This is a genomic window from Pseudomonas sp. FW305-70, from assembly GCF_058783925.1.
Genome location: NZ_JBYSYZ010000005.1, coordinates 38,434 through 58,914 on the forward strand (window position 1 = coordinate 38,434; position 20,481 = coordinate 58,914).

Consider the following 20,481-nt stretch of genomic DNA (forward strand, 5'->3'; position numbering starts at 1 on the left):
GTTTCAGGAGTGGCGGCTTCCCTCCTCACGCATCAGCGCCTGCAGGGTATCGAGCCGCGCACCGTCGAAGGCAATCACGGTGCCCTGCTCGAACACCCGGCGCGCCAGCCCGGTCAGCACCGCACCGGGCGGCAGTTCGATCTGTAGACGTACGCCGCGCTCGTAGGCGCTTTGTACCGTGCCGCGCCAATCGACGATGCGGCACATGTTGAAAGCCAGGTCGTCACGCAAGGCTTCAGGCTTGATCAGCGGACGCGCACGGCTGCCGCTCAGATAGCCCACCTTCGGGGTTTGCAGCGGCACCTTGGCGAAGGCTTCGGCCAACTGTTGCGCGGGTGCTTCAAGTAATGGGCAGTGGGATGGCACGCTCACTGCCAGACGCTTGACCAGGCCAGCTCCGCAACCTTTCGCCAACTCCGCCACCGCTTTCATCGCTGCATCGCTGCCGGCAATCACTACCTGGTTATCGGCGTTGATATTGGCCAGATAGACCGGCGCATTGGCGCTGTGGACCTGCGCCAACAAATCTTCCACCAAGGCCAGCTCCAGACCGATGATCGCGGTCATGCCGTAGCCCTGTGGATAAGCCTGCTGCATCAGCTCACCGCGCAGGCTGACCAGATGCAGCGCATCGCTGAAACCCAAGGCACCCGCCACCACTGCCGCCGGATAAGCGCCGATCGACAAGCCGGCCACGTAGTCCGGGGCCATGGCCAGCTGGCGTGAAGCGGCGACGCCAGCGATCAGCAGGCAAAGCTGAACCGCCCTCGTCGACCGCAGTGCTTCGGCAGAATCCAGCTGCGTCACGTCTTCACCGAGCCAATCGCTCGCCTCGTTCAACGTTTCCCCAGGCAAACGCGCCAGCATGCCGGGTTGCTGCGCACCTTGGCCGGGGAACACCAGCAAGCTGCTCACGCTGCCTGCTCCTGTGGATGCCACGGGGCAGTGACCAGACGGGCCTGAGTGGCATTTTTCAGCAGGACCCGCGACGCAGTGCCGGCCCATTCGCGCAAGGCAACGGCGCCCAAGGGTGTCTGCAACTGCAGGTCCACACGGCACACGGCCGTGTCGAGAACGGCCACCAGCGCCTGCGCATCGGCACGACTCAACGGACGCGGTGTACGCAGGATCAGATCGAGATCGCTGCCCTCGTGCAGCGCGGCAAACCCGCTGGCCAACTCAAACCCGGCACTGCCACTGACACCCCAGACCCAGCCACTCTCATCAAGGTGCGAACGCAGTTGCGCCAAGGCACGCAGCGCCGGGAAGTCACGCAGGCCTTGAACATGGCAAAGTTCTTCCGGCCGCACCCGCCGTGTGATGGCGGCGACTTCCATCTGTGTCGCAAACCGCTGCTCGCGCAACGGTCCGCGCACACCCACCGCCACCTGCCCCGCCGCGCTCAAGGCGCGACGGACCACCACCGGCTGGCCGGCACTGATCGAGTCGATCACCCAGGTCGGGGCATCCGCAGACACCTGCCGCGGGGTCATGCCCCACAGCAGGTCGTGAGCCAGAAGCGCACTCACCACTGTGCCCTCAGCAATTGGCGAACCTTGCTCGACGCCGCACGATTGGCCGCACCGAGACGACCGCTGAGATCTGCCCCCTTCTCGGCGATATCGCCCATCGCCTGACCCAGGCACTCGGTCACCCGCGCCAGATCCGCCGCAGTCGGCTGCTCGATCTGCTCCACCGACAAGGTTTCCCACAGCAGCCCGAGGCTGGCATAGCTGTCGATGTCATAGGCCATCGGCGGCACGCTGGCCGCCAGGGCTTCGAGTTCTTCGACACTGCGCAAGGTCACCCGCGCCGCCGACGCCTTGCCCATGGCATGCACCATCACCCCCGGATCGCGCAGGGCGATCAAGCGATTGGCCTGATAGCCGTGGGCCAGGAACGCCCCGGACATCGCCTTGCCCACCAGCAAACCGATCACCGCATGGCCGGCCAGACGGGCACGGGCGTAACTGCCCGCCGCTGCGGCCAACGCCTGATGGATGCCGAGCGCTTCTTCGCGGCGACCATAGGCCTGGCTCGGCACGTCGACAATGGCGATCAGGGCGCGCTTGCGGGCCTTGTTCTGATCGGCGGCGATGACTTCATCCACAGCCTTGGCCAGGCCCCAGCCTTCGAGCAAACCCACTTCGCCATTGCGTGCACGGACGAAGCGGTTTTCCGGGTCGGCCACTACCGCGATGAAACGAACGGGCTGATCGCCCAGCGCACCGTCCGCGACCTTCAGCGAAGCCGGCAAAGCCTCGACCGCTTTCGCCCCGGCACTCAAGGCGTTGAACCAGTTCAAACCACGCAGGGAATACGAGCTCATGGGCGTTCTCCTTGGTACAGATCGCGAACCACGGACGGCTCGATTTGCGGCTCGGCGTCCAGGCGTGCCAGGCGTTGCAGGAACAGTTCGGCCTGACGACTGCGTGGTTGCGCAGGCAAACCTTGCTGGAGCAACTCACCCACCTGCTGGCGAATCTGCGCCACGTCGTCGGCCACATAGCGATCCACCAGACCACTGGCGAAGCGCTGTTCGCCACCGGTCAGGCTCCAGATGAAGGGCCGGTCGCGGGAGTCGTACTCTTCAAGCCCGGCCTCCTGTTCAATCACCTGCGGCCCATTCAGACCCAGTCGCGCTTCCTGGGTCACCAACAGGTAGCTGCACAACCCGGCAGCAATCGACATGCCGCCAAAGCAACCGACGCTGCCCGCCACGACTCCGACCACGGGTTGGTACTGCTGCAAATCGACAATCGCCGCGTGGATGTCGGCAATCGCCGCCAGGCCTAGGTTGGCTTCCTGCAAACGTACGCCGCCGGTTTCCAGCAGCAGCACGGCGCGGGTCGGGATGCCGTTGCGGTTGTCTTCGGCGGCCAGTTCCAGCGCACCGGCGATTTTTGCCCCGCCGACTTCACCGAGGCTGCCGCCCTGGAACGCGCCTTCAATGGCGGCGATCACCACCGGCAACCCATCAAGGTTGCCCTTGACGATCACCACGCCGTCGTCGGCTTGCGGCACCACGCCCTGGCGCGACAGCCATGGCGACATGATCCGTTGAAAGGGATCGAGCAGTTCGCGGAAGGTGCCGGCGTCGAGCAGGGCCTTGGCCCGTTGCCGCGCACCGAGTTCGACGAAGCTGTGCTTGTTCAGCAGGGATGCGCTGTCAGTCATGGCCGATCTCCTCGAAACCCTGTTCCAGACGCAGGCGCACCACGCCGGGGGTCGCGCCGAAATCGTGGATGTCGATGGCCATCGCCGGCGGCGTCTGGCCATCGAACATCCGTGCGAACAGATGCTGCCAGCGTTGTTCACTGCCATTGACCGAGGTCTGCACGTTGATCGTCAGCTTGCCGGCCTGACCCGGTTCGATCAGCACTTCCAGATCGCCCGAGCCGACACAACCCACCAGGGTGCGGCCACGTGGCGGCTGCCCGGCGGGGAATTCAAAAGATAAGGTTTCCATCAGAAAGCTCCCTGTTTGAGGCTGTCGCCCGACTCGATACGGTCGATGAACAGGCAGGCTGCGAGCAGGTCGGCAGCGCCGCCGGGCGAGGCATTCAACGCGATGAGTTGTTGGTCCAGCTCATGCAGGCGGCGACGTCCGGCGAGGCTGGCGCTACCCCCGGCATCGAGCACGGCCTGGGCGCCGAGTTGCATGGTGTGCAGACCTTGTTCTCCAGCGCGGTACAGCACGCAGGTGTCGGCCAGATTCGTCATGATCGCCAGCAGTGCATCGAGCCGGGCGTTCTGTTCGCCATGGCCGGCGGCGCGGCTGCATTTGAGTTGCGGCAACGCGCGTTGCAACACCGCTGGGAAGCCCAGTTGCGCTTCTTCACGGGCGCCCCTAGCGCCGTAGCGTTGGGCGACTTGAGCACCGTGGCTGAGTGAACGCGGTGCGTAACGGTCATCGAGCAGCGCCAGACGCGCCGCACGAATCGATACGCTGCTTGCAGCCGTGGATTCAGGGTCCAGCGCAGCGGCAGTGACCAACAGGCCCAAGGCCCAGATCGCCCCCCGATGAGTATTCACGCCGCCCGTGGTGTCGAGCATCGCTTGCTCGCCTTCGCGACCGATCCGGCCCACGGCTTCGCGCAAGGGCAAGCCGATCTCACCGAACGCTATCGCGGCATCGGCCATCGCCTTGAAGGCTGGCCACAGGGACAGCGCCGAAGCGTGCATCAGCCCCAAGTTCAAATCGGTGTGGGCGCCATTGCCACGACGGTCGACCAGTGCCGGCTTCGGCGACAGATCAGCCTCGTCGATCAGCGCGTCCACCGCCAGGTCCGCCAGCCGCTCGGCCAGGCTCAGGGTTTTGGGTTGCAGGTTGAGTGCGTGCATTACCAGCTCCTGAACTTGGCGGGCGGGTTGTAGAGGCCACCGGACCACTCCACCAGATCGGCCACGCTTTTCGCCGCGAGCAGTTCGCGGGTGGCGTCGGTGCGACGGATGCCGAGGTCTTCGGGCAAGGCGATCAGGCCTTCGCGGCGCATGCGCGCGGTGTCTTTGGGGTTGTGGCGCAGGCCGATGGCGGTCACCCCGGCGACGGCGGCGATCATCGCCTGGCGTTCTTCCAGCGAGCGCGCCTTGTACAGGTAGGCGATGCCTTCTTCGGTCAACAAATGGGTGACGTCGTCGCCGTAGACCATGATCGGTGCCAGCGGCATGCCGCTTTTCTTCGCCACCTCAACGGCATCAAGGGTTTCGACGAAGGTCGGTTTGCCGCCCTCCTGGAAGGTCTCGACCATCTGCACCACGAGTTTCTTGCCGCGCTCGAGCATCGGCTCGGCCACGTCGGTGTTGCGCATGTCGAGCCAGGCGGGTGTACCGTGGCGACGACCGCGCGGGTCGTGGCCCATGTTCGGCGCACCGCCGAAACCGGCCAGGCGCCCACGGGTCACGGTGGAGGAATGGCCGTCGCCATCGACCTGCAAGGTCGCACCGATGAACAGGTCCACGGCGTATTGCCCGGCCAGTTGGCTGAACATCCGGTTGGAACGCAGGGAACCGTCGCGCCCGGTAAAGAACACATCCGGCCGCGCTGCAATGTAGTTCTCCATCCCCAGTTCGGTGCCGAAGCAATGCACGCTTTCGACCCAGCCACTTTCAATCGCCGGAATCAGGGTCGGGTGCGGATTGAGCGTCCAGTTGCGGCAGATCTTGCCTTTGAGGCCGAGGGATTCGCCGTAGGTCGGCAGGATCAGCTCGATGGCCGCGGTGTTGAAACCGATGCCGTGGTTGAGGGACTGCACGTTGTGTTTTTCGTAGATGCCGCGAATCGCCATCATCGCCATCAGCACGTGCACCGGCTTGATGTGCCGTGGATCGCGGGTGAAAAGCGGTTCGATGTAGAACGGTTTGTCGGCCACCACCACGAAGTCGACCCAGGAGGCGGGAATGTCGACGCGCGGCAGGTCGCTGACGTCGTCCACCAACTGGTTGACCTGGACGATGACGATGCCGTCGCTGAAGGCCGCCGGTTCGATCAGTGCCGGGGTGTCTTCGGTGCTCGGCCCGGTGTAGATGTTGCCGGCGCGGTCGGCCATGAAGCCGGCCGAGAGCACGACGTTGGGAATCAGGTCCACCACCAGCCGTGCGTAGAGCTCGATGTAGGTGTGGATCGCGCCGATTTCCAGCAGGCCGTCTTCGAGCAACTGGCTGATGCGCAGGCTTTGGGTGCCGGCGAAAGAGAAGTCGAGCTTGCGCGCGATGCCGCGTTCGAACAGGTCCAGGTGCTCGGAGCGCCCGACGCTGGGCATGATCATGTGCAAGTCATGCAACTTCGCGGGGTCGGCCTTGGCCAGGGAACGTGAAAGGAAATCCGCCTGCTTCTGGTTGTTGCCTTCGAGCACCACGCGGTCGCCCGGCAGGATCAACGCCTCCAGCGCCGCGACGATGTTATCGGTGGGCAACACCACACCGTCGGCAAGACCTCGCACCAGCTCGAGACGCCGCTGCTTTTCGCTGCGCCGCCGCGTCCATCGCGAGTCGGGGGATATTGTTGTTGTCATGACCACTCCACGGGTTCGCTGTCGTGGGGGTCACATTAGGAGTGTTGGGTGGGGGCATCAATCAAGCAGAGTGGCTGATCGTTACGCTCAGGGTAATGGTTGTCTGGACTGACGCCTTCGCGAGCAAGCCCGCTCCCACACTGGGTCGGCGGCGAACACAAATCCAGTGTGGGAGCGGGCTTGCTCGCGAAGAGGCCAGCAAAATCTATACAAAAACCGCAATCAGTCGACCAACCCGGCATTCACAAGCAGCGCCTCCAGCGCCAGCAAATCCGGCACCTTCGCCACCTGTTCCGCCACCTGCACCGCCGCCTGCTCCAGCGCACACAACGGCACATCCACGTAACTCAACTGGCTGTCGAGCTTGCACGAGCGCGGAATCCCTTGCACCAGCAGCGCGATGAACTTCAGCTCCGGTCGCCCGCCGAGAGCGTTGAGAATGACGATCCGCGCACGCTCGCCAATGACAGTTTTCTGCCCGCAGGCCGACTCGAAACTCAGCAGCGGTATCTGCCGTTCGCGCCATGTCACCAGGCCCAGGTACCACGGCGGTGTGTCGAGATCGAAGGTCCCCGGTTGCTGATAGTCGATCAGCTCGGCCACGGCGACGTTGGGCAGGATCAGGTTGCGGTCGGCCAACGGCAGCAGCAGGCCGGTGAGGTTGCTGGTGCGGTGTTCAAGCATGGGTCTTGCTCCAAAAGGCGATGCTTTCGAGCAGCACCGATTCCTGGTACGGCTTGCCCAGGTAGTCGTTGACGCCGATGGCCATGGCGCGGTCGCGGTGCTTCTGCCCGGTGCGGGAGGTGATCATGATGATCGGCAGGTGCTGCAGGCGTTCGTCGTTGCGCACCTGGGTCGCGACCTCGAAGCCGTCCATGCGCGGCATCTCGATGTCCAGCAGCATCAGGTCGGGCATGTGCTCTTCCAGCAGCAGCATGGCATCGACCCCGTCCTTGGCGGTCAGCACGTTCATGCCGTGGCGTTCGAGCAAGCGGCTGGTGACCTTGCGCACGGTGACCGAGTCGTCGACCACCATCACCAGCAACGGCCGATGCGGTTCGACCTCGACCTCCTGCCCCGCGGGACGCTGGGGTACGCGGGCCTGCATGGCGCGAATCGGCGCCAGCAGATCCAGAATCAGCACCACCCGGCCATCGCCGAGAATCGTCGCCCCGGACACCCCTTGCACCGCCGCAAACTGCGGCCCCAGGCTCTTGACCACGATCTCGCGAGTGCCGGCCATGGCGTCCACCAGCACCGCGATGTGCCGTTCGTTGCACTGCACCAGCAGCACCGGCAATGGCAGGCTCTGGCCCAACAGTTTCGGGCGCGGGATGGTTTTCAGCAGCTCGCCCAGATAGCACAGCTCGTAACGTTGCCCGGCGTATTCGTAGGTGGGCGAATCGAAACGGAAATAGACTTCAAGCTCATTGGGCAGGACGCGAACGATGCCGTCGATGGTATTGAGCGGGATCGCGTATTGGTCCTCACCGCACTGCACCATCAGCGCCCGGTTGACCGATACGGTGAACGGCAGGCGAATGCGGAAATGCACGCCCTGCCCGGGCACCGAGTCGATGCTCATGGTGCCGCCCAGTTGCCGCACCTCTTCGTGCACCACGTCCATGCCGACGCCGCGCCCGGAGATCTGGGTGATTTTCTCGGCCGTGGAAAACCCCGGTTGCAGGATGAACTGCAACACGTCGTGATCACTGATGACGCTGTCCGGGGCGAGCAGGCCGCGCTTGATCGCCTTGCGTCGCACCGCGTCCAGCGGCACACCGGCGCCGTCGTCGCGAATGTCGAAAATGATGTCGCCGCCTTCACGCAGCAGATCGAGGGTGATTTTACCCTTGGCCGGTTTCCCCGCCGCCAGCCGCGCTTCGACAGACTCCAGGCCGTGGTCGACGGCGTTGCGCAGCATGTGCTCCAGCGGCGCGGCCATGCGTTCGAGGACGTTGCGATCCATCTCGCCTTCGGCGTTATCGACGATGAAATCCACGTCCTTGCCCAGTTCGCTGGACACCTGCCGGACGATGCGCTGCAAACGCGGGAGCATCCGTTCGAACGGCACCATGCGCGTGCGCATCAGCCCTTCCTGCAACTCGGTGTTGATTCGGCCCTGCTGTTGCAGCAGGTTTTCCGTGTCGTGATTGCGTCGTTCGAGGGTTTCCTTGAGGTCGAGCAAGTCAGAGGCCGATTCGAACAGCGCGCGGGACAGTTGCTGCAATTGAGAGTGGCGGTCCATTTCCAGCGGGTCGAACTCTTCATAGCCCAGGCGTTCGGCGTCGACTTGCTGGCGGCTGAGGATCCGCCCCTGGGTTTCGGTATCGAGGCGGCGCAACTGGTCGCGCATGCGCTCGATGGTGGTTTCCATCTCGCTCAGGGCGATGTGCGCATCGTTGACCTGCTGTTCGATCCGACCACGGAAGATCGATGTTTCACCAGCCAGGTTGACCAGATCGTCGAGCAGCTCCGCCGAGACCTTGACCATGTCGGCGCCGACATCGGACGGCGGCGTCAGTGGCTCGGCCTTGGGCGTGGCCGGCGACGCAACCGGCGTGGGCGCTTCGGGCACGGCCGGGTGGCTGAAGTTCTTGATCGCATCGATCAAGCGGTCGGCGGGCGGCATCGGCTCACCGGCGCGGGCCGCGTCGAGCATCTGCGCCAGGCGGTCATGGCTGCGTTGCAACAGCGCGAACAACGGCGCCGTCGGTTGCAGCACGCCGGTGGACAAGCCTTCGTAGAGGAATTCCAGCTCATGGGCCAGGTCGCCAATCGCGGCGATTTCCACCATGCGCGCGCCGCCCTTGAGGGTGTGCAGGTCGCGCAGCAGGGTTTCCACTTCCTGGCGACTTGAAGGCTGGGCCTGCCAACGCTCAAGCGCCGCACCGGAGCTTTCGATGATGTCGAAGCCTTCCTCGAGGAAGATCTCCAGCAACTCCGGATCATGGGCGGCCGAGTCATTGGTGGCCGCCAGTTCGCTGACCTCGGCGGCACCCGAGTGGCCCTGCCGGTAGACGCGAATGGCCTCGATCAGCTCAGCGCAATCGCCCAGGGGCTGGTTGTGCTGTAACTGTTCAAGGTATTGCGCCAAGCGGTCATGGCTCTGCTGCAACAGCACCGCCAATGAGTCGCTGTAGGCGTAGCGACGATCCACCAGGCCTTCGTAAAGGCTTTCCAGTTCATGGGCCAGATCGCCAACCGGCCCGACCTCGGCCATGCGCGCGCCGCCTTTGAGGGTGTGCAAGTCCCGTTGCAGGGACGACAGCGGCGCGGCGTTGTCCGAGTCACGCAACCAGCGTTGCAGGGCCTGACCGGCGCTTTCGAGGATATCCACCGCTTCTTCAAGGAAGATCGCAACGATTTCATCGTCCAGTTCGCGCCCCTCTCCTGTAGGAGCGAGCTCGCTCGCGATGGGCGTTAACGATGACGCGTTGTCATTGGATAAGCGCGGCGCATTTGAGTCCATCGCGAGCGAGCTCGCTCCCACAGGGGCAGGGGGTAGCGTGTGCTCTAGATCGGCGGTGGCTGCGCCCAATTCGCGGATGCTCAGGGTGCGGCTGCCATCACTGCGGATCAGGCCCATGGCCGACGGGTCGAGGCTCTCGTCGAGCAGCTCGCGCAAGGCCCTGATCCGTTGCGGCTGCGGGCTGACTTCCTGACCGGCGGCCAGTTCGTCGAGCATGTTGATCAGCGCTTCGTGGGCACCCTGAGCCTCATGGAAAAACCGCTCGCTGACCGCCAGGCTGCTTTCTTCCACGGCACCGTAGAGGTCGAGCAACGCCTCGCACAGCTCATCCACCGGGTGCAGGTCGGCCAGGTGGGCGCCTTCGCCGAGGGTGGTCAATTCATCCAGCAGCGCGCTGAGTTCCTGGCGCTCGCCGGGGTGTTGCTGCCAACGTTGCAGCAGGCTCTCGGCGTCCAGCAGGATGTCCATGCCCTGGGCGAGAAAGTTGTTGATCAGTTGCGGATCGCGCTTGATCCGTAGCCCGGTGTTCGGAGTGTTCAGGAGGTTTTCCAGGCGCTCGGCCAGCAGCGCTCTGGCTCGCTCAATCAAATGCAGGGCGCCGGGAATTTCCGCCAGCGGATCGGTCTTGAGCTGGCGCAGACCGAGGCGGAACAGCCCTTCTGCCTCCAGCAGCAATTCCACTTCGTCCAGGTCCAGCGCGATCAGGTGCGCCTTGTACTCCCGGGCCAGTTGATCCAGTGGCGCGGCCAGCTCGGCAATCGGCAAGACACCGGCCATATAGGCACTGCCCTTGAGGGTGTGCAAGGCGCGCTGCAATTCGTCACTGGCCTGCAACGGCACGTGCTCGGCAGCCTGATCAAGGAAGCGATTGAGGCTGCCCAAGTGGGTTTGCGCCTCTTTGCGGAAGATCTCCAGCAACAGCGGGTCGAGGGCCGCGACATCCTGCGTATCCTCATCGGACACCGGTTCGTCGCCCTTGGCCAGGGCATGGGCGCGGGCGGCCAAGTGGTCGACATCGTTGCGCTGACGCTGGGCATTGGCGGCGTATTCAGCCACCAACTCCGGCAGCAGATGCAGCACATCGCCGATGAGTTGCTGCACCGTAGCCCCCGGTTCCACGCTGTTTTCCAGTACGCGGTTAAGCAGGTTCTCCACGGCCCAGGCCAGCTCGCCCAGCACCAGGGCACGCACCATGCGACCACTGCCCTTGAGGGTATGAAAGGCGCGGCGCAGTTCGCTCAGGGCCGAGCGGCTGTCAGGATTGGCTGACCAGCGCGGCAAATACTCGCGCAGGATTTCCAGGACTTCGTCGGTCTCTTCAAGGAACACCTCGCGCAGTTCCTCGTCCACCGGTTCTTCGCCCGGGGGTGGCGGCAGCAGGCTGCCCGGGGTGTCCAGGGCGGGCGGGTTCAGGCTCGAAACCGGGCTGGCGAGCACATCGGCCAGGGTCTGGACGATCTGCGGGTCATCCAGCTCCTGCATCCTCTGCATGACCTGCGCTTCGCTCGGGTTGAGCACTTCGTCCAGCACGGGCACCTGCTGCTCACTGGGGAAAAACCCGAGGCTCGCCAGGCTTTTTTCCGCGACATCGAGCAGGTTTTCACCCTGCGCCTGCGGGTCATCGCCGAGGCGCTCGAGGTAGTACTCGATGCTGGTGATCACGTCGGCCAGGCTGTCCAGTTCCTGCCAGCCCGGTTGACCCGGCTCGAGCAACAGGTGCTCGCGAATAAAGTGATTGCAGGTGTCGACCAGGCTCGCCGCCCGGCTCAACGGAATCATCGCCAGCGCGCCGCGTACCTGGGTCAGCAAGGCCGGCAGCGCCTGCAAATGCTGGCGGTCCCAATCGGCGTCGATGTAGTCGACGATCATGTCCTTGGCCTGCTGCAAACAGATGCGGGCCTCCTTGATCACGATCTGATGGATCTGCGTCAGGTCGGTGGTCGGCAGGCGATTGTCATCCTGGCTCTCCGGCTCCACGGTGCCGACCATGCCGGCCAGTGTCGCTTCGACGTACAGCAAGGCCCCGGCAACGTCCATGAGGATCGCATCGTTGGGTTCGCGCTGGCCCTGGGCGAGGCTGAGCACCACCGCCAATTGATCGATGATCACCTTGCGCGGCTGGCCGAAGCCCAGGACCGCCAGGGTATCGGCGATTTGCCGTAGCGGTGCCAGCAGGCTGTCGAGGTCAGCGGTGTGCTGGCGGTCACTGCGCACGAACAGATCCAGGCGCTCCTTGACCCGCACCAGCTCTTCGCACAGCGCTGCCAGCACCGAGCGCATGGCGTCACGGTCGGGGCCGGCCAGCCGCGCGCGTTCTTCATCGACCATCGCGCTGTCGGGCAGCGCGTCGTCCAGTGAGTAGCGTTCTTTCATGGTCAGCATCTGCCCGGTGGGATGTTCGGCCTTGGCTATGTAGAACAGCAAACTCTTGAGCAGCTCCGGTGGCGCCGGTTGATTGATGCCGCGCATGCCTTCTTCAAGCAGGCGCTTGAGCTCCTTGTCGGCATCCTTGAACAGGCTGCGCAAGGCCGGGCTGTTGGCGATCGCACCGCCCTGCATGCCTTCGACCAGCGCCGAGGCCACCTGCCATAGCGGGCTCAGGGGGGCATTGGCGCACAGTGCTTCGAGGCGGACGAATACCTTGGCCAGGTAATCGAGGTTGGTTTCGTTGTCCTGCTCACGCAGGAACCCGACCAACGCCATTTGCAGCATCTGCCGCAGCTTGCGCAGCACATTGGGCAATTCGGCCGGCTCAAGCTGCGCCAGCGTTTCTGCGTCCAGTGCAGGCAACTCGGGTAATTGCGGGCTGAACAGGCTGGTTTCCGACAGCAGGCTTTCGCCACGGGCGCTGCGCAGGTCGTTGATCAGGGGCAACACCACCAGTGGCAAGTCGCGGCGCGCACCTTGCACCCGGTCCAGGTAGATCGGCAACTGCCCGAGGGCCTGCATCAACAGGTGCAACGCCTCGTCGCGATGGCTGACACGGTTGCCCTGCAAGGCCATGGCCAGTTGTTCCATCTCTTCGGCGAGCAACGCCGCACCGTAGAATTCGACCATCTGCAAACTGCCGTGGACCTGATGGATGCACGCAAGGCATTCATCCAGCGCGTGCGTCGCCTGCGGGTCATCGAGCAGGTTTTCAATCGCGTGATGAGCCTGTTTCAGCGTTTCGGCAATCTCGCCCTTGACCCACTCGAGGGCCACATAGTCGTGCCGATCACCCATAACCACTCCAATCACAATTCAGATACCCATGGGCGGTTCAAGCTTTGTCCACAACCTGCGCCTTGGCATCCGGCAAGGTGAAACCGGACACCGAACGGCGCAACTGACTGGCCATTTTAGCCAGGTTGCCGATGCTGTCGGCCGTGGCGGTGGAACCCGACGACGTCTGCGAGGTGATCTGCTGGATCACGTTCATCGTCAGGGAAATCTGGCCGGCCGACGACGTCTGCTGTTGCGCGGCATTGGAGATGCTCTGGATCAGCGCCGCGAGCGTCTTCGACACACCCTCGATTTCTTCCAGGGCCACACCGGCATCCTGCGCCAGACGGGCGCCGCGCACCACTTCGGTCGTCGTCTGCTCCATGGAGATGACCGCTTCGTTGGTGTCGGTCTGGATCGCCCGCACCAGAGTCTCGATCTGCCGGGTGGCGGCGGAGGAGCGCTCGGCCAGCCGCTGCACCTCATCGGCCACCACGGCGAAACCGCGACCGGCGTCGCCAGCCATGGACGCCTGGATGGCCGCGTTGAGGGCGAGGATGTTGGTCTGGTCGGCAATGTCATCGATCAGGCTGACAATGTCGCCGATTTCCTGGGACGACTCGCCAAGGCGTTTGATGCGCTTGGCGGTGTCCTGGATCTGCTCGCGAATGTTGTCCATGCCGTGGATGGTGTTGTGCACCACCTCGTTGCCCTTGTTGGCAATTTCCACCGAGCGCTCGGCAACCGCCGAAGATTCAGCGGCATTGGCCGACACCTGGTCGATGGACTCGGCCATGTCGTTGATCGCCATCGAGGCCTCGGAAATCTGCTGGGCCTGATGTTCCGAAGCCTGAGCCAGGTGCATGGCGGTGGCCTGGGTTTCCTGCACGGCGGCGGCGACCTGGCCGGCGGTGAGGTTGATGGTCGCGACCAGATCGCGCAACTGGTCGACGGAGTAATTGATCGAGTCGGCGATGGTGCCGGTAAAGTCTTCCGTCACCGAGGCCGTCACCGTGAGGTCGCCGTCGGCCAGGTCTTCGATCTCGTCGAGCAAACGCATGATCGCGTTCTGGTTACGCTCGTTTTTCTCGGCGGTTTCGCGCAGCTGGCGATTGGTTTCGCGCACCATCACCAGGCCGATCAGGATGATCGAAGTCAGCGCCAGCAAGCCCAGCACATAACCGCCTATGGTGTCGGTGGTGCGCCCGCCGACCATGTTTTCAAAACCGCTGGCCAGGTGTGAGGCTTCGTCGAGCAGGGTTTGCGAGAGACTGAAAATGTTCGAGGCCGATTCACGGACCTTGAACAGCTCGGGCGAGGTTTCGAGGATCTCGTCCACCGAGCCCGAGACGAACTCGAACAGCTCGGCAATTTCCGCCAGTCGCGCACGGGCGTCGCGGTCTTCGACCTGACTGACCTTGAGCGCCGGGTCGCCCTGGAGCATGCCGTTGAGCACCTTGCCGAACTGCGTCGCGTCACGCCCGAACGCATCGGCGGCCTGCTGTGAGTTTTCGTCGCCGGCCAATACCGTATTGACCGCACCGAGGATCCGCTCGGCCAGCAGCGATTGGCGCTGGGCCATGGCCACCTGGGCCGCCGGGGCGCCCCGTTGCAGGAGGATCTCGACGACTTTTTCGTACTCGACCTGCAACTGCGGCACGGTTTCGGCCAGCGTCGCGGCGACCTGATGCAGGGACAGTACGGTTTGCTCGCTGGAGAGAATCGCGTCGGTGTTTTTCAGCAGGCGTTCCCAGTCCTGTTGCACCGCGCGCATCTCTGGACGCACAGTGGCCGGGGCCGGTGGCAGGCTGGTGGCCGGGTCGCCCTTCTTCAGATAGCCCCAGCGCCGGGCAAAATCGTTACGCGCATCGCTGAGCAACTTGAACGCGGCAGCCTTGCCGGCGGCCGCTTCAGTGGCGTTCTTGGCGATACGCTGGGACAACACGCGCAGTTCGCCGGCGTGGCCGATGTACTGTTTGTCGTAGGTCGCCTGGGTGTTGAGGTACGCGAAGTTGGCGAACAGCAGCATGATGAAGACGATCAGCGCGATAAACAGCACGATGATCTGCGACCGGCTGCGCGACCCCTCCATTGGCTTGCCTGCTTTTGTTTTTGTCATCGGTCCTCGCCTGTTAACCCACTTCCTGTCCTGCCCGGGACCCTGTGGGAGCGGGCTTGCTCGCGAAAGCGGTAGATCAGCCAAAATCAATGTTGAATGGACTGCCGCCTTCGCGAGCAAGCCCGCTCCCACATTGGATCGCTGTTGTTCCGTTTACACCGCGACGTTCATGAACCCCTGAGACCGCGTCAACGCAAACGGGCTGAACACCTGCCAGCACTGCCCGCGCTGAAACCGGCCCTGGACGAATGCCGCCACCGGCCCCTTCAACTCGTCTGTCGGCACCGGCTCCAGGCTGTCCCGGGCAAAGTGCTGGAGGCCGAAGACTTCATCGACCAGCAACCCGGCAAACACCTCATCGTGGTCCACCACCAACACCCGGCGCTGGCGGCGCACCGCCGAAAGTTCGTGCCCGAAGAAACCGCTCAGATCCATGACCGGCAGCAATCGCCCGCGCAGGTTGGCGACACCCTTGACCCAGGATTTGACCCCCGGCAGCTGAGTGAGTCGCGGCTCATGCAAGACTTCGCTGACTTCACTCATGGGCGCGACGTACCAGTGCTCGCCCAGGCGAAAACCGATACCGCTCCAGCTGTCCCGACGGGTCGGCTGGGACGGCAAGTCCGCCGCCAGCAAACGACAGCGCTGGTCGATCTGCAGCAGCAGTTCGAAAGCCGTCAGCGACTCGTTCATGGCCTGACGATCAACCGGCCAGCACGTTGTTCAGGGTCTTGATCAGGGTCTCTTCATCGACCGGTTTGGTCAGGTAGTCCTTGGCGCCCTGGCGCGTGCCCCAGACCTTGTCGGTGTCCTGGTCCTTGGTGGTGATGATGATCACCGGGATGTGTCCGGTTTCCGGGTCCTTGGTCAACTGGCGTGTTGCCTGGAAACCATTGAGGCCGGGCATGACGATGTCCATCAGGACGGCGTCGGGCTTTTCCTGGCGGGCCAGGGCCACGCCGTCGGCGCCGTTTTCGGCTTTCAACACTTCATGACCATGCTTTTCCAGCATGCCGGTCAGTTTGTACATTTCGGTCGGCGAATCATCGACGATCAGAATACGTGCCATGGTCTTCCCCATTCTTGTCGACGCGGGGCCCGATGGCCTAGCGTCACTGTGCGTGTCCTACTGCGGCAAAACGGCGGCGAATCCAGGCACATGGGCCTGGATCGCATCCAGCAATTCTTCCTTGCTGAAAGGCTTGGTCAAAAACTGGTCGGAGCCGACGATGCGCCCCTTGGCCTTGTCGAACAGGCCATCCTTGGATGACAGCATAATCACCGGGGTGGACTTGAACGCACTGTTGTTCTTGATCAGGGCGCAGGTCTGATAGCCATCCAGGCGCGGCATCATGATGTCGACAAAGATGATGCCGGGGTGGTTGTCGGCAATCTTGGCCAGGGCATCGAAGCCGTCGATGGCCGTAATGACCTCACAACCCACGTTCTTGAGCAGCGTTTCGGCGGTGCGACGGATTGTCTTCGAATCGTCGATCACCATGACCTTCAAGGCGCTGGGGGGCTGTTCCATAAGATGCTCTGCGTCGCCTTTACGAATCAAATTGTCCGTTTGCGGGTAATTGGCGGCTCGAAACCCTTGATACTCAAGGGCCAGCACGGCATGGCAGCCTTTTTAGCACAGTCTCCAGAACCAATCTATCGGCCGACCGGGGCGATGGTTTTTCCTTGACCGCAAACACACTCAGCGCCACTCTGACGCCACTTTTATACGGGTCATTTGTAGGAGCGAGCTTGCTCGCGATGATCGTCAACGATGACGCGCAAAGCCTGACACCCCGTGGGCTCCTCAGGTTTATCGCGAGCGAGCTCGCTCCTACAGAGATCAACATAGCCCCCCATTTTCGAGGAAAACCCAATGAGCGTTCGCGTCGGGATTGTCATGGACCCTATCGCCAGCATTTCCTATAAAAAGGATAGCTCGCTGGCCATGCTGCTGGCCGCGCAGAAGCGTGGCTGGGAGCTGTTCTACATGGAACAGCGCGACCTGTATCAGGGCGAAGGTGAGGCCCGGGCGCGGATGCGTCCGCTGCAGGTGTTCGCCAACCCGGAAAAATGGTTCGAACTGGGTGCCGAAAGCGACGCACTGCTGAGCGATCTGGACGTGATCCTGATGCGCAAGGATCCGCCGTTCGACATGGAGTTCGTCTATTCCACCTACTTGCTGGAACAGGCCGAGCGCGCCGGTGTGCTGGTGGTCAACAAGCCGCAGAGCCTGCGCGACTGCAACGAGAAGCTGTTCGCCACGTTGTTCCCGCAGTGCACGCCGCCGACCGTGGTCAGCCGCCGCGCCGACGTGTTGCGTGAGTTCGCCGCCAAACACGGCGATGTGATCCTCAAGCCTCTGGACGGCATGGGCGGCACGTCGATCTTCCGTCACCGCGCGGGTGACCCTAACCTGTCGGTGATCCTCGAAACCCTCACGGCCCTCGGCGCCCAGCAGATCATGGGCCAGGCCTACCTGCCGGCCATCAAGGACGGCGACAAGCGCATCCTGATGATCGACGGTGAGCCTGTGGATTATTGCCTGGCCCGGATTCCGGCCCAGGGCGAAACCCGTGGCAACCTCGCCGCCGGCGGTCGTGGCGAAGCCCGTCCGCTGACCGAAAAGGATCGCTGGATCGCCGCACAAGTCGGCCCGACCCTGCGTGAAAAAGGCCTGTTGTTCGTTGGCCTGGACGTGATCGGCGAGCACCTGACCGAGATCAACGTCACCAGCCCGACTTGCATCCGCGAAATCGACAATGCCTTTGGCACCGATATCGGCGGCCTGCTGATGGAGGCCATAGAAAAGCAGCTACAAGCTGCAAGCCTCAAGCGGCAAGCTTGAAGCACGCGCACTTGCTTTTCGCTTGAAGCTTGAAGCTTGAAGCTGATCCTCTAACAGCTTGTCGCTTGCAGCTTGAAGCTTGAAGCTAAAAACCAACATTGCGTTATCATGCCGGGCCCGTAAAAACGCGATGTTGGTTTTTTTGTCATGACCCTCCCGTCCGATCTGCCTGCCGAACTCGCCCACCGTGGTGTGCGCCCGGCCGATCGCCTCGGTTTTACCCTGTTCCTGGCAGCGCTGATCCACCTGGCCTTGCTGCTGGGTGTCGGGTTTGCCGTGGTCGAGCCCAAGCAGATCAGCAAAACCCTGGAAATCACCCTCGCCACCTTCAAAAGCGAAAAGAAGCCCGCGAAAGCCGATTTCCTGGCCCAGGAGAATCAGCAAGGCAGCGGCACCCTGGATAAAAAGGCGATTCCCAAGACCACCGAGGTCGCGCCCTTCCAGGACAACAAGGTACAGAAAGTCTCGCCACCGCCGGCCGCCAAGCCTGAAGTGCAGGAAGCCCCGCCGAAGGCTGCCGTGACCACCGTGGCGCCGAAGCCGAAAAAGGCCCCCGCCAAGACCGAGGAGCCCAAGACCGAGGTCAAACCCCAGGTCCAGGCGCCGACGTTCGACAGCGAGCAACTGTCCAGCGACATCGCCAGCCTCGAAGCGGAACTGGCCGCCGAACAACAACTGTACGCCAAGCGCCCGCGCATCCACCGCTTGAGCGCCGCCTCGACCATGCGCGACAAGGGCGCCTGGTACAAGGACGAATGGCGCAAGAAAGTCGAGCGCATCGGCAACCTCAATTACCCCGACGAAGCACGGCGCAAACAGATCTACGGCAATTTGCGCCTGATGGTGTCGATCAACCGTGACGGCTCGCTGTATGAGGTGCTGGTGCTGGAATCTTCAGGCCAGCCGCTGCTGGACCAGGCGGCGCAACGGATCGTCCGGCTGGCGGCGCCGTTTGCACCCTTTACCGGGGATCTGTCGGATGTTGACCGGCTGGAGATCATCCGGACCTGGAAGTTTGCCCGCGGCGATCGCCTCTCAAGCAACTGACCCGCACAAATCCCCCTGTAGGAGCGAGCTTGCTCGCGATGGTCGCCAACGATAACGCTGCAAGCCTGACACCCCGCAGTGTTCTCAGGTTCATCGCGAGCAAGCTCGCTCCTACAGAATTACGGCATTTCCTGCGCATCCCCGACTTGTCAGTTCGCCCCTCGAACGCCACACTAGCGCACATGAAAAACGTCAGCCCCAGCTACCTCAAGCATCAATTCCTGATCGCCATGCCGCACATGGCCGACCCGAACTTTGCGCACACCTTGACCTACATCGTCGAGCACACGGCCAATGGTGCCATGGGGCTGGTGGTCAACCGTCCGCAAGAGCTGAACCTGGCCGATATCCTTGAGCAATTACGCCCGGAAATCGAACCGCCAGCGCTCTGCCAGCATGTGCCGATCTTCATCGGCGGCCCGGTGCAAACCGATCGCGGCTTCGTCCTTCACCCCAAGGGGCAGAGTTTCCAGGCGACCGTTGATCTGGAAGATGAGTTGTCCCTGTCGACGTCCCAGGACGTCCTGTTCGCCATCGCTGACGGCGTCGGCCCGGCAAAAAGCCTGATCGCCCTCGGTTATGCCGGCTGGGAAGCCGGGCAACTGGAGGCTGAGCTGGCCCAGAACGCCTGGCTGAACTGCCCGTTTGACGCCGACATCCTGTTCAACACCAGCAGCGAACTTCGCCTGGAAGCGGCCGCCAGACACCTGGGTGTCAACCTCAGCCTGCTGACCAGCCAGGCGGGGCACGCCTGATGGCCCTGAAGCTGATTCTGGGTTTTGACTACGGCACTAAACAGATCGGCGTTGCGGTCGGCCAGGTGATTACCGGCCAGGCTCGTGAGCTGTGCACCCTGAAAGCGCAGAACGGCATTCCTGACTGGAACCAGGTCGAAGCCCTCATCAAAGAGTGGAAACCCGATGCCGTTGTGGTCGGCCTGCCGCTGAACATGGATGGCACGCCCAGCGACATGTGCGCCCGCGCGGAAAAATTCGCCCGGCGCCTGAACGGCCGCTTCAACCTGCCCTTCTATACCCACGATGAACGCCTGACCACCTACGAGGCCAAGGGCGAACGCCTGGCTCGTGGCGGTCAGAAAGGCAGTTACCGCGACAACCCGGTCGACGCCATCGCCGCCGCCCTGCTGCTGCAAGGCTGGCTCGACGAAAATGGCGCACTGTTCGAATCCTGAAGAGCCGCGATGCGTCTCTCTTAGCTACAACCCGAGCCGCCTCGCGTGAAACCCGGCTCGGGCCCAAGAAGGAGCAACCATGAGCCTGCCCAATCCCGCCGAACTGATCAGCCAGATGGCCACGCGCCTGAAGGCCCACCTGGAACACCGTGGCATCAGCGACCCGCGCTTCATCGGCATTCGTACCGGCGGCGTCTGGGTGGCCCAGGCCCTGCTCAAGGAGCTGGGCAGCAATGAGCCCCTCGGCACTCTCGACGTGTCCTTCTACCGCGACGATTTCAGCCAGAACGGCCTGCACCCGCAGGTTCGCCCTTCGGCGCTGCCGTTCGAGATCGAAGGCCAGCACCTGGTGCTGATCGACGACGTGCTGATGAGCGGCCGGACCATCCGCGCCGCCATGAACGAACTGTTCGACTACGGCCGCCCGGCCAGCGTGACGCTGGTGTGCATGCTGGACCTGGACGCCGGCGAACTGCCGATCCGCCCGAACGTGGTGGGCGCGACCCTGTCGCTGGCCGCCCACGAACGGGTGAAGCTGTCCGGTCCGGAGCTCGCGCTCGAACTGCAAGACCTCGCCCTTTAATT

18 protein-coding genes are annotated in these 20,481 nt (G+C 63.3%); 5 read left to right on the top strand and 13 right to left on the bottom strand.

Features of this window, described 5'->3' with window-relative positions; translation table 11 throughout:
• Positions 1-3: 3 nt before the first annotated feature.
• From mdcH to pilG, 13 genes are all read right to left on the bottom strand, one after another.
• Positions 4-915: a malonate decarboxylase subunit epsilon gene (gene mdcH / locus AC3WN7_RS05540; protein WP_102673450.1), complete on the bottom strand. Its 912-nt coding sequence runs from the start codon at positions 913-915 to the stop codon at positions 4-6.
• Complete coding sequence (locus tag AC3WN7_RS05545) at positions 912-1,532, bottom strand: malonate decarboxylase holo-ACP synthase (protein WP_102673451.1); 621 nt, start codon at positions 1,530-1,532, stop codon at positions 912-914. Before AC3WN7_RS05545 ends, mdcH begins: the two co-directional genes overlap by 4 nt.
• Entirely contained in the window at positions 1,526-2,329 is an 804-nt protein-coding gene (gene mdcE / locus AC3WN7_RS05550) for a biotin-independent malonate decarboxylase subunit gamma (protein ID WP_102673452.1), read from the bottom strand. The genes AC3WN7_RS05545 and mdcE overlap by 7 nt, the downstream gene beginning before the upstream one ends.
• A complete protein-coding gene (locus AC3WN7_RS05555; protein ID WP_102673453.1) occupies positions 2,326-3,177 on the bottom strand; it encodes a biotin-independent malonate decarboxylase subunit beta in 852 nt (283 codons plus the stop codon). Before AC3WN7_RS05555 ends, mdcE begins: the two co-directional genes overlap by 4 nt.
• Entirely contained in the window at positions 3,170-3,469 is a 300-nt protein-coding gene (locus AC3WN7_RS05560; protein WP_008001147.1) for a malonate decarboxylase subunit delta, read from the bottom strand. The genes AC3WN7_RS05555 and AC3WN7_RS05560 overlap by 8 nt, the downstream gene beginning before the upstream one ends.
• Complete coding sequence (locus AC3WN7_RS05565) at positions 3,469-4,344, bottom strand: triphosphoribosyl-dephospho-CoA synthase (protein ID WP_102673454.1); 876 nt, start codon at positions 4,342-4,344, stop codon at positions 3,469-3,471. Before AC3WN7_RS05565 ends, AC3WN7_RS05560 begins: the two co-directional genes overlap by 1 nt.
• On the bottom strand, positions 4,344-6,014 hold the full coding sequence (mdcA, locus tag AC3WN7_RS05570; RefSeq protein WP_095964193.1) for a malonate decarboxylase subunit alpha: 1,671 nt from the start codon (positions 6,012-6,014) through the stop codon (positions 4,344-4,346). Before mdcA ends, AC3WN7_RS05565 begins: the two co-directional genes overlap by 1 nt.
• Before the next feature lie 222 nt (positions 6,015-6,236).
• The gene (locus AC3WN7_RS05575) at positions 6,237-6,698 is read right to left on the bottom strand and encodes a chemotaxis protein CheW (protein ID WP_095964194.1); all 462 of its coding nucleotides are present in this window, start codon (positions 6,696-6,698) and stop codon (positions 6,237-6,239) included.
• Positions 6,691-12,711: an Hpt domain-containing protein gene (locus AC3WN7_RS05580; RefSeq protein ID WP_102673456.1), complete on the bottom strand. Its 6,021-nt coding sequence runs from the start codon at positions 12,709-12,711 to the stop codon at positions 6,691-6,693. The genes AC3WN7_RS05575 and AC3WN7_RS05580 overlap by 8 nt, the downstream gene beginning before the upstream one ends.
• A 37-nt stretch (positions 12,712-12,748) precedes the next feature.
• On the bottom strand, positions 12,749-14,809 hold the full coding sequence (locus AC3WN7_RS05585; protein ID WP_102673457.1) for a methyl-accepting chemotaxis protein: 2,061 nt from the start codon (positions 14,807-14,809) through the stop codon (positions 12,749-12,751).
• 153 nt (positions 14,810-14,962) lie between these two features.
• Positions 14,963-15,502 (bottom strand): chemotaxis protein CheW, encoded by a 540-nt coding sequence (locus AC3WN7_RS05590; protein ID WP_102673458.1) that lies wholly within the window; start codon positions 15,500-15,502, stop codon positions 14,963-14,965.
• Between the two features lie 10 nt (positions 15,503-15,512).
• On the bottom strand, positions 15,513-15,878 hold the full coding sequence (pilH, locus tag AC3WN7_RS05595; protein ID WP_007975417.1) for a twitching motility response regulator PilH: 366 nt from the start codon (positions 15,876-15,878) through the stop codon (positions 15,513-15,515).
• A 57-nt stretch (positions 15,879-15,935) separates the two neighbouring features.
• Positions 15,936-16,340 (bottom strand): twitching motility response regulator PilG, encoded by a 405-nt coding sequence (gene pilG / locus AC3WN7_RS05600; RefSeq protein ID WP_015097198.1) that lies wholly within the window; start codon positions 16,338-16,340, stop codon positions 15,936-15,938.
• Positions 16,341-16,685: 345 nt separating this feature from the next.
• Between pilG and gshB the strand changes: the two genes are divergently transcribed.
• From gshB to pyrR, 5 genes are all read left to right on the top strand, one after another.
• Entirely contained in the window at positions 16,686-17,657 is a 972-nt protein-coding gene (gene gshB, locus AC3WN7_RS05605) for a glutathione synthase (protein WP_102673459.1), read from the top strand.
• Positions 17,658-17,804: 147 nt separating this feature from the next.
• Positions 17,805-18,704 carry an energy transducer TonB gene (locus tag AC3WN7_RS05610; RefSeq protein WP_102673460.1) on the top strand — a complete coding sequence of 300 codons (900 nt, stop codon included), beginning with the start codon at positions 17,805-17,807 and terminating at the stop codon, positions 18,702-18,704.
• A 182-nt stretch (positions 18,705-18,886) separates the two neighbouring features.
• Positions 18,887-19,459: a YqgE/AlgH family protein gene (locus AC3WN7_RS05615; protein ID WP_015097200.1), complete on the top strand. Its 573-nt coding sequence runs from the start codon at positions 18,887-18,889 to the stop codon at positions 19,457-19,459.
• The gene (ruvX, locus tag AC3WN7_RS05620; protein WP_102673461.1) at positions 19,459-19,896 is read left to right on the top strand and encodes a Holliday junction resolvase RuvX; all 438 of its coding nucleotides are present in this window, start codon (positions 19,459-19,461) and stop codon (positions 19,894-19,896) included. Before AC3WN7_RS05615 ends, ruvX begins: the two co-directional genes overlap by 1 nt.
• 79 nt (positions 19,897-19,975) lie before the next feature.
• Positions 19,976-20,479 (top strand): bifunctional pyr operon transcriptional regulator/uracil phosphoribosyltransferase PyrR, encoded by a 504-nt coding sequence (pyrR, locus tag AC3WN7_RS05625; RefSeq protein ID WP_007975411.1) that lies wholly within the window; start codon positions 19,976-19,978, stop codon positions 20,477-20,479.
• The last annotated feature ends 2 nt before the right edge of the window (positions 20,480-20,481 follow it).

Excerpts from the sequence above, each read along its gene's own strand:
- AC3WN7_RS05575 (WP_095964194.1), bottom strand. The coding sequence starts at position 6,698 with ATGCTTGAACACCGCACCAGCAACCTCACCGGCCTGCTGCTGCCGTTG.
- pilH (WP_007975417.1), bottom strand. The coding sequence starts at position 15,878 with ATGGCACGTATTCTGATCGTCGATGATTCGCCGACCGAAATGTACAAA.
- ruvX (WP_102673461.1), top strand. The coding sequence starts at position 19,459 with ATGGCCCTGAAGCTGATTCTGGGTTTTGACTACGGCACTAAACAGATC.
- pyrR (WP_007975411.1), top strand. The coding sequence starts at position 19,976 with ATGAGCCTGCCCAATCCCGCCGAACTGATCAGCCAGATGGCCACGCGC.
- AC3WN7_RS05590 (WP_102673458.1), bottom strand. The coding sequence starts at position 15,502 with ATGAACGAGTCGCTGACGGCTTTCGAACTGCTGCTGCAGATCGACCAG.
- pilG (WP_015097198.1), bottom strand. The coding sequence starts at position 16,340 with ATGGAACAGCCCCCCAGCGCCTTGAAGGTCATGGTGATCGACGATTCG.
- AC3WN7_RS05610 (WP_102673460.1), top strand. The coding sequence starts at position 17,805 with ATGACCCTCCCGTCCGATCTGCCTGCCGAACTCGCCCACCGTGGTGTG.
- AC3WN7_RS05585 (WP_102673457.1), bottom strand. The coding sequence starts at position 14,809 with ATGACAAAAACAAAAGCAGGCAAGCCAATGGAGGGGTCGCGCAGCCGG.
- AC3WN7_RS05565 (WP_102673454.1), bottom strand. The coding sequence starts at position 4,344 with ATGCACGCACTCAACCTGCAACCCAAAACCCTGAGCCTGGCCGAGCGG.
- mdcA (WP_095964193.1), bottom strand. The coding sequence starts at position 6,014 with ATGACAACAACAATATCCCCCGACTCGCGATGGACGCGGCGGCGCAGC.
- gshB (WP_102673459.1), top strand. The coding sequence starts at position 16,686 with ATGAGCGTTCGCGTCGGGATTGTCATGGACCCTATCGCCAGCATTTCC.
- AC3WN7_RS05560 (WP_008001147.1), bottom strand. The coding sequence starts at position 3,469 with ATGGAAACCTTATCTTTTGAATTCCCCGCCGGGCAGCCGCCACGTGGC.
- AC3WN7_RS05615 (WP_015097200.1), top strand. The coding sequence starts at position 18,887 with ATGAAAAACGTCAGCCCCAGCTACCTCAAGCATCAATTCCTGATCGCC.
- mdcE (WP_102673452.1), bottom strand. The coding sequence starts at position 2,329 with ATGAGCTCGTATTCCCTGCGTGGTTTGAACTGGTTCAACGCCTTGAGT.
- AC3WN7_RS05555 (WP_102673453.1), bottom strand. The coding sequence starts at position 3,177 with ATGACTGACAGCGCATCCCTGCTGAACAAGCACAGCTTCGTCGAACTC.
- AC3WN7_RS05580 (WP_102673456.1), bottom strand. The coding sequence starts at position 12,711 with ATGGGTGATCGGCACGACTATGTGGCCCTCGAGTGGGTCAAGGGCGAG.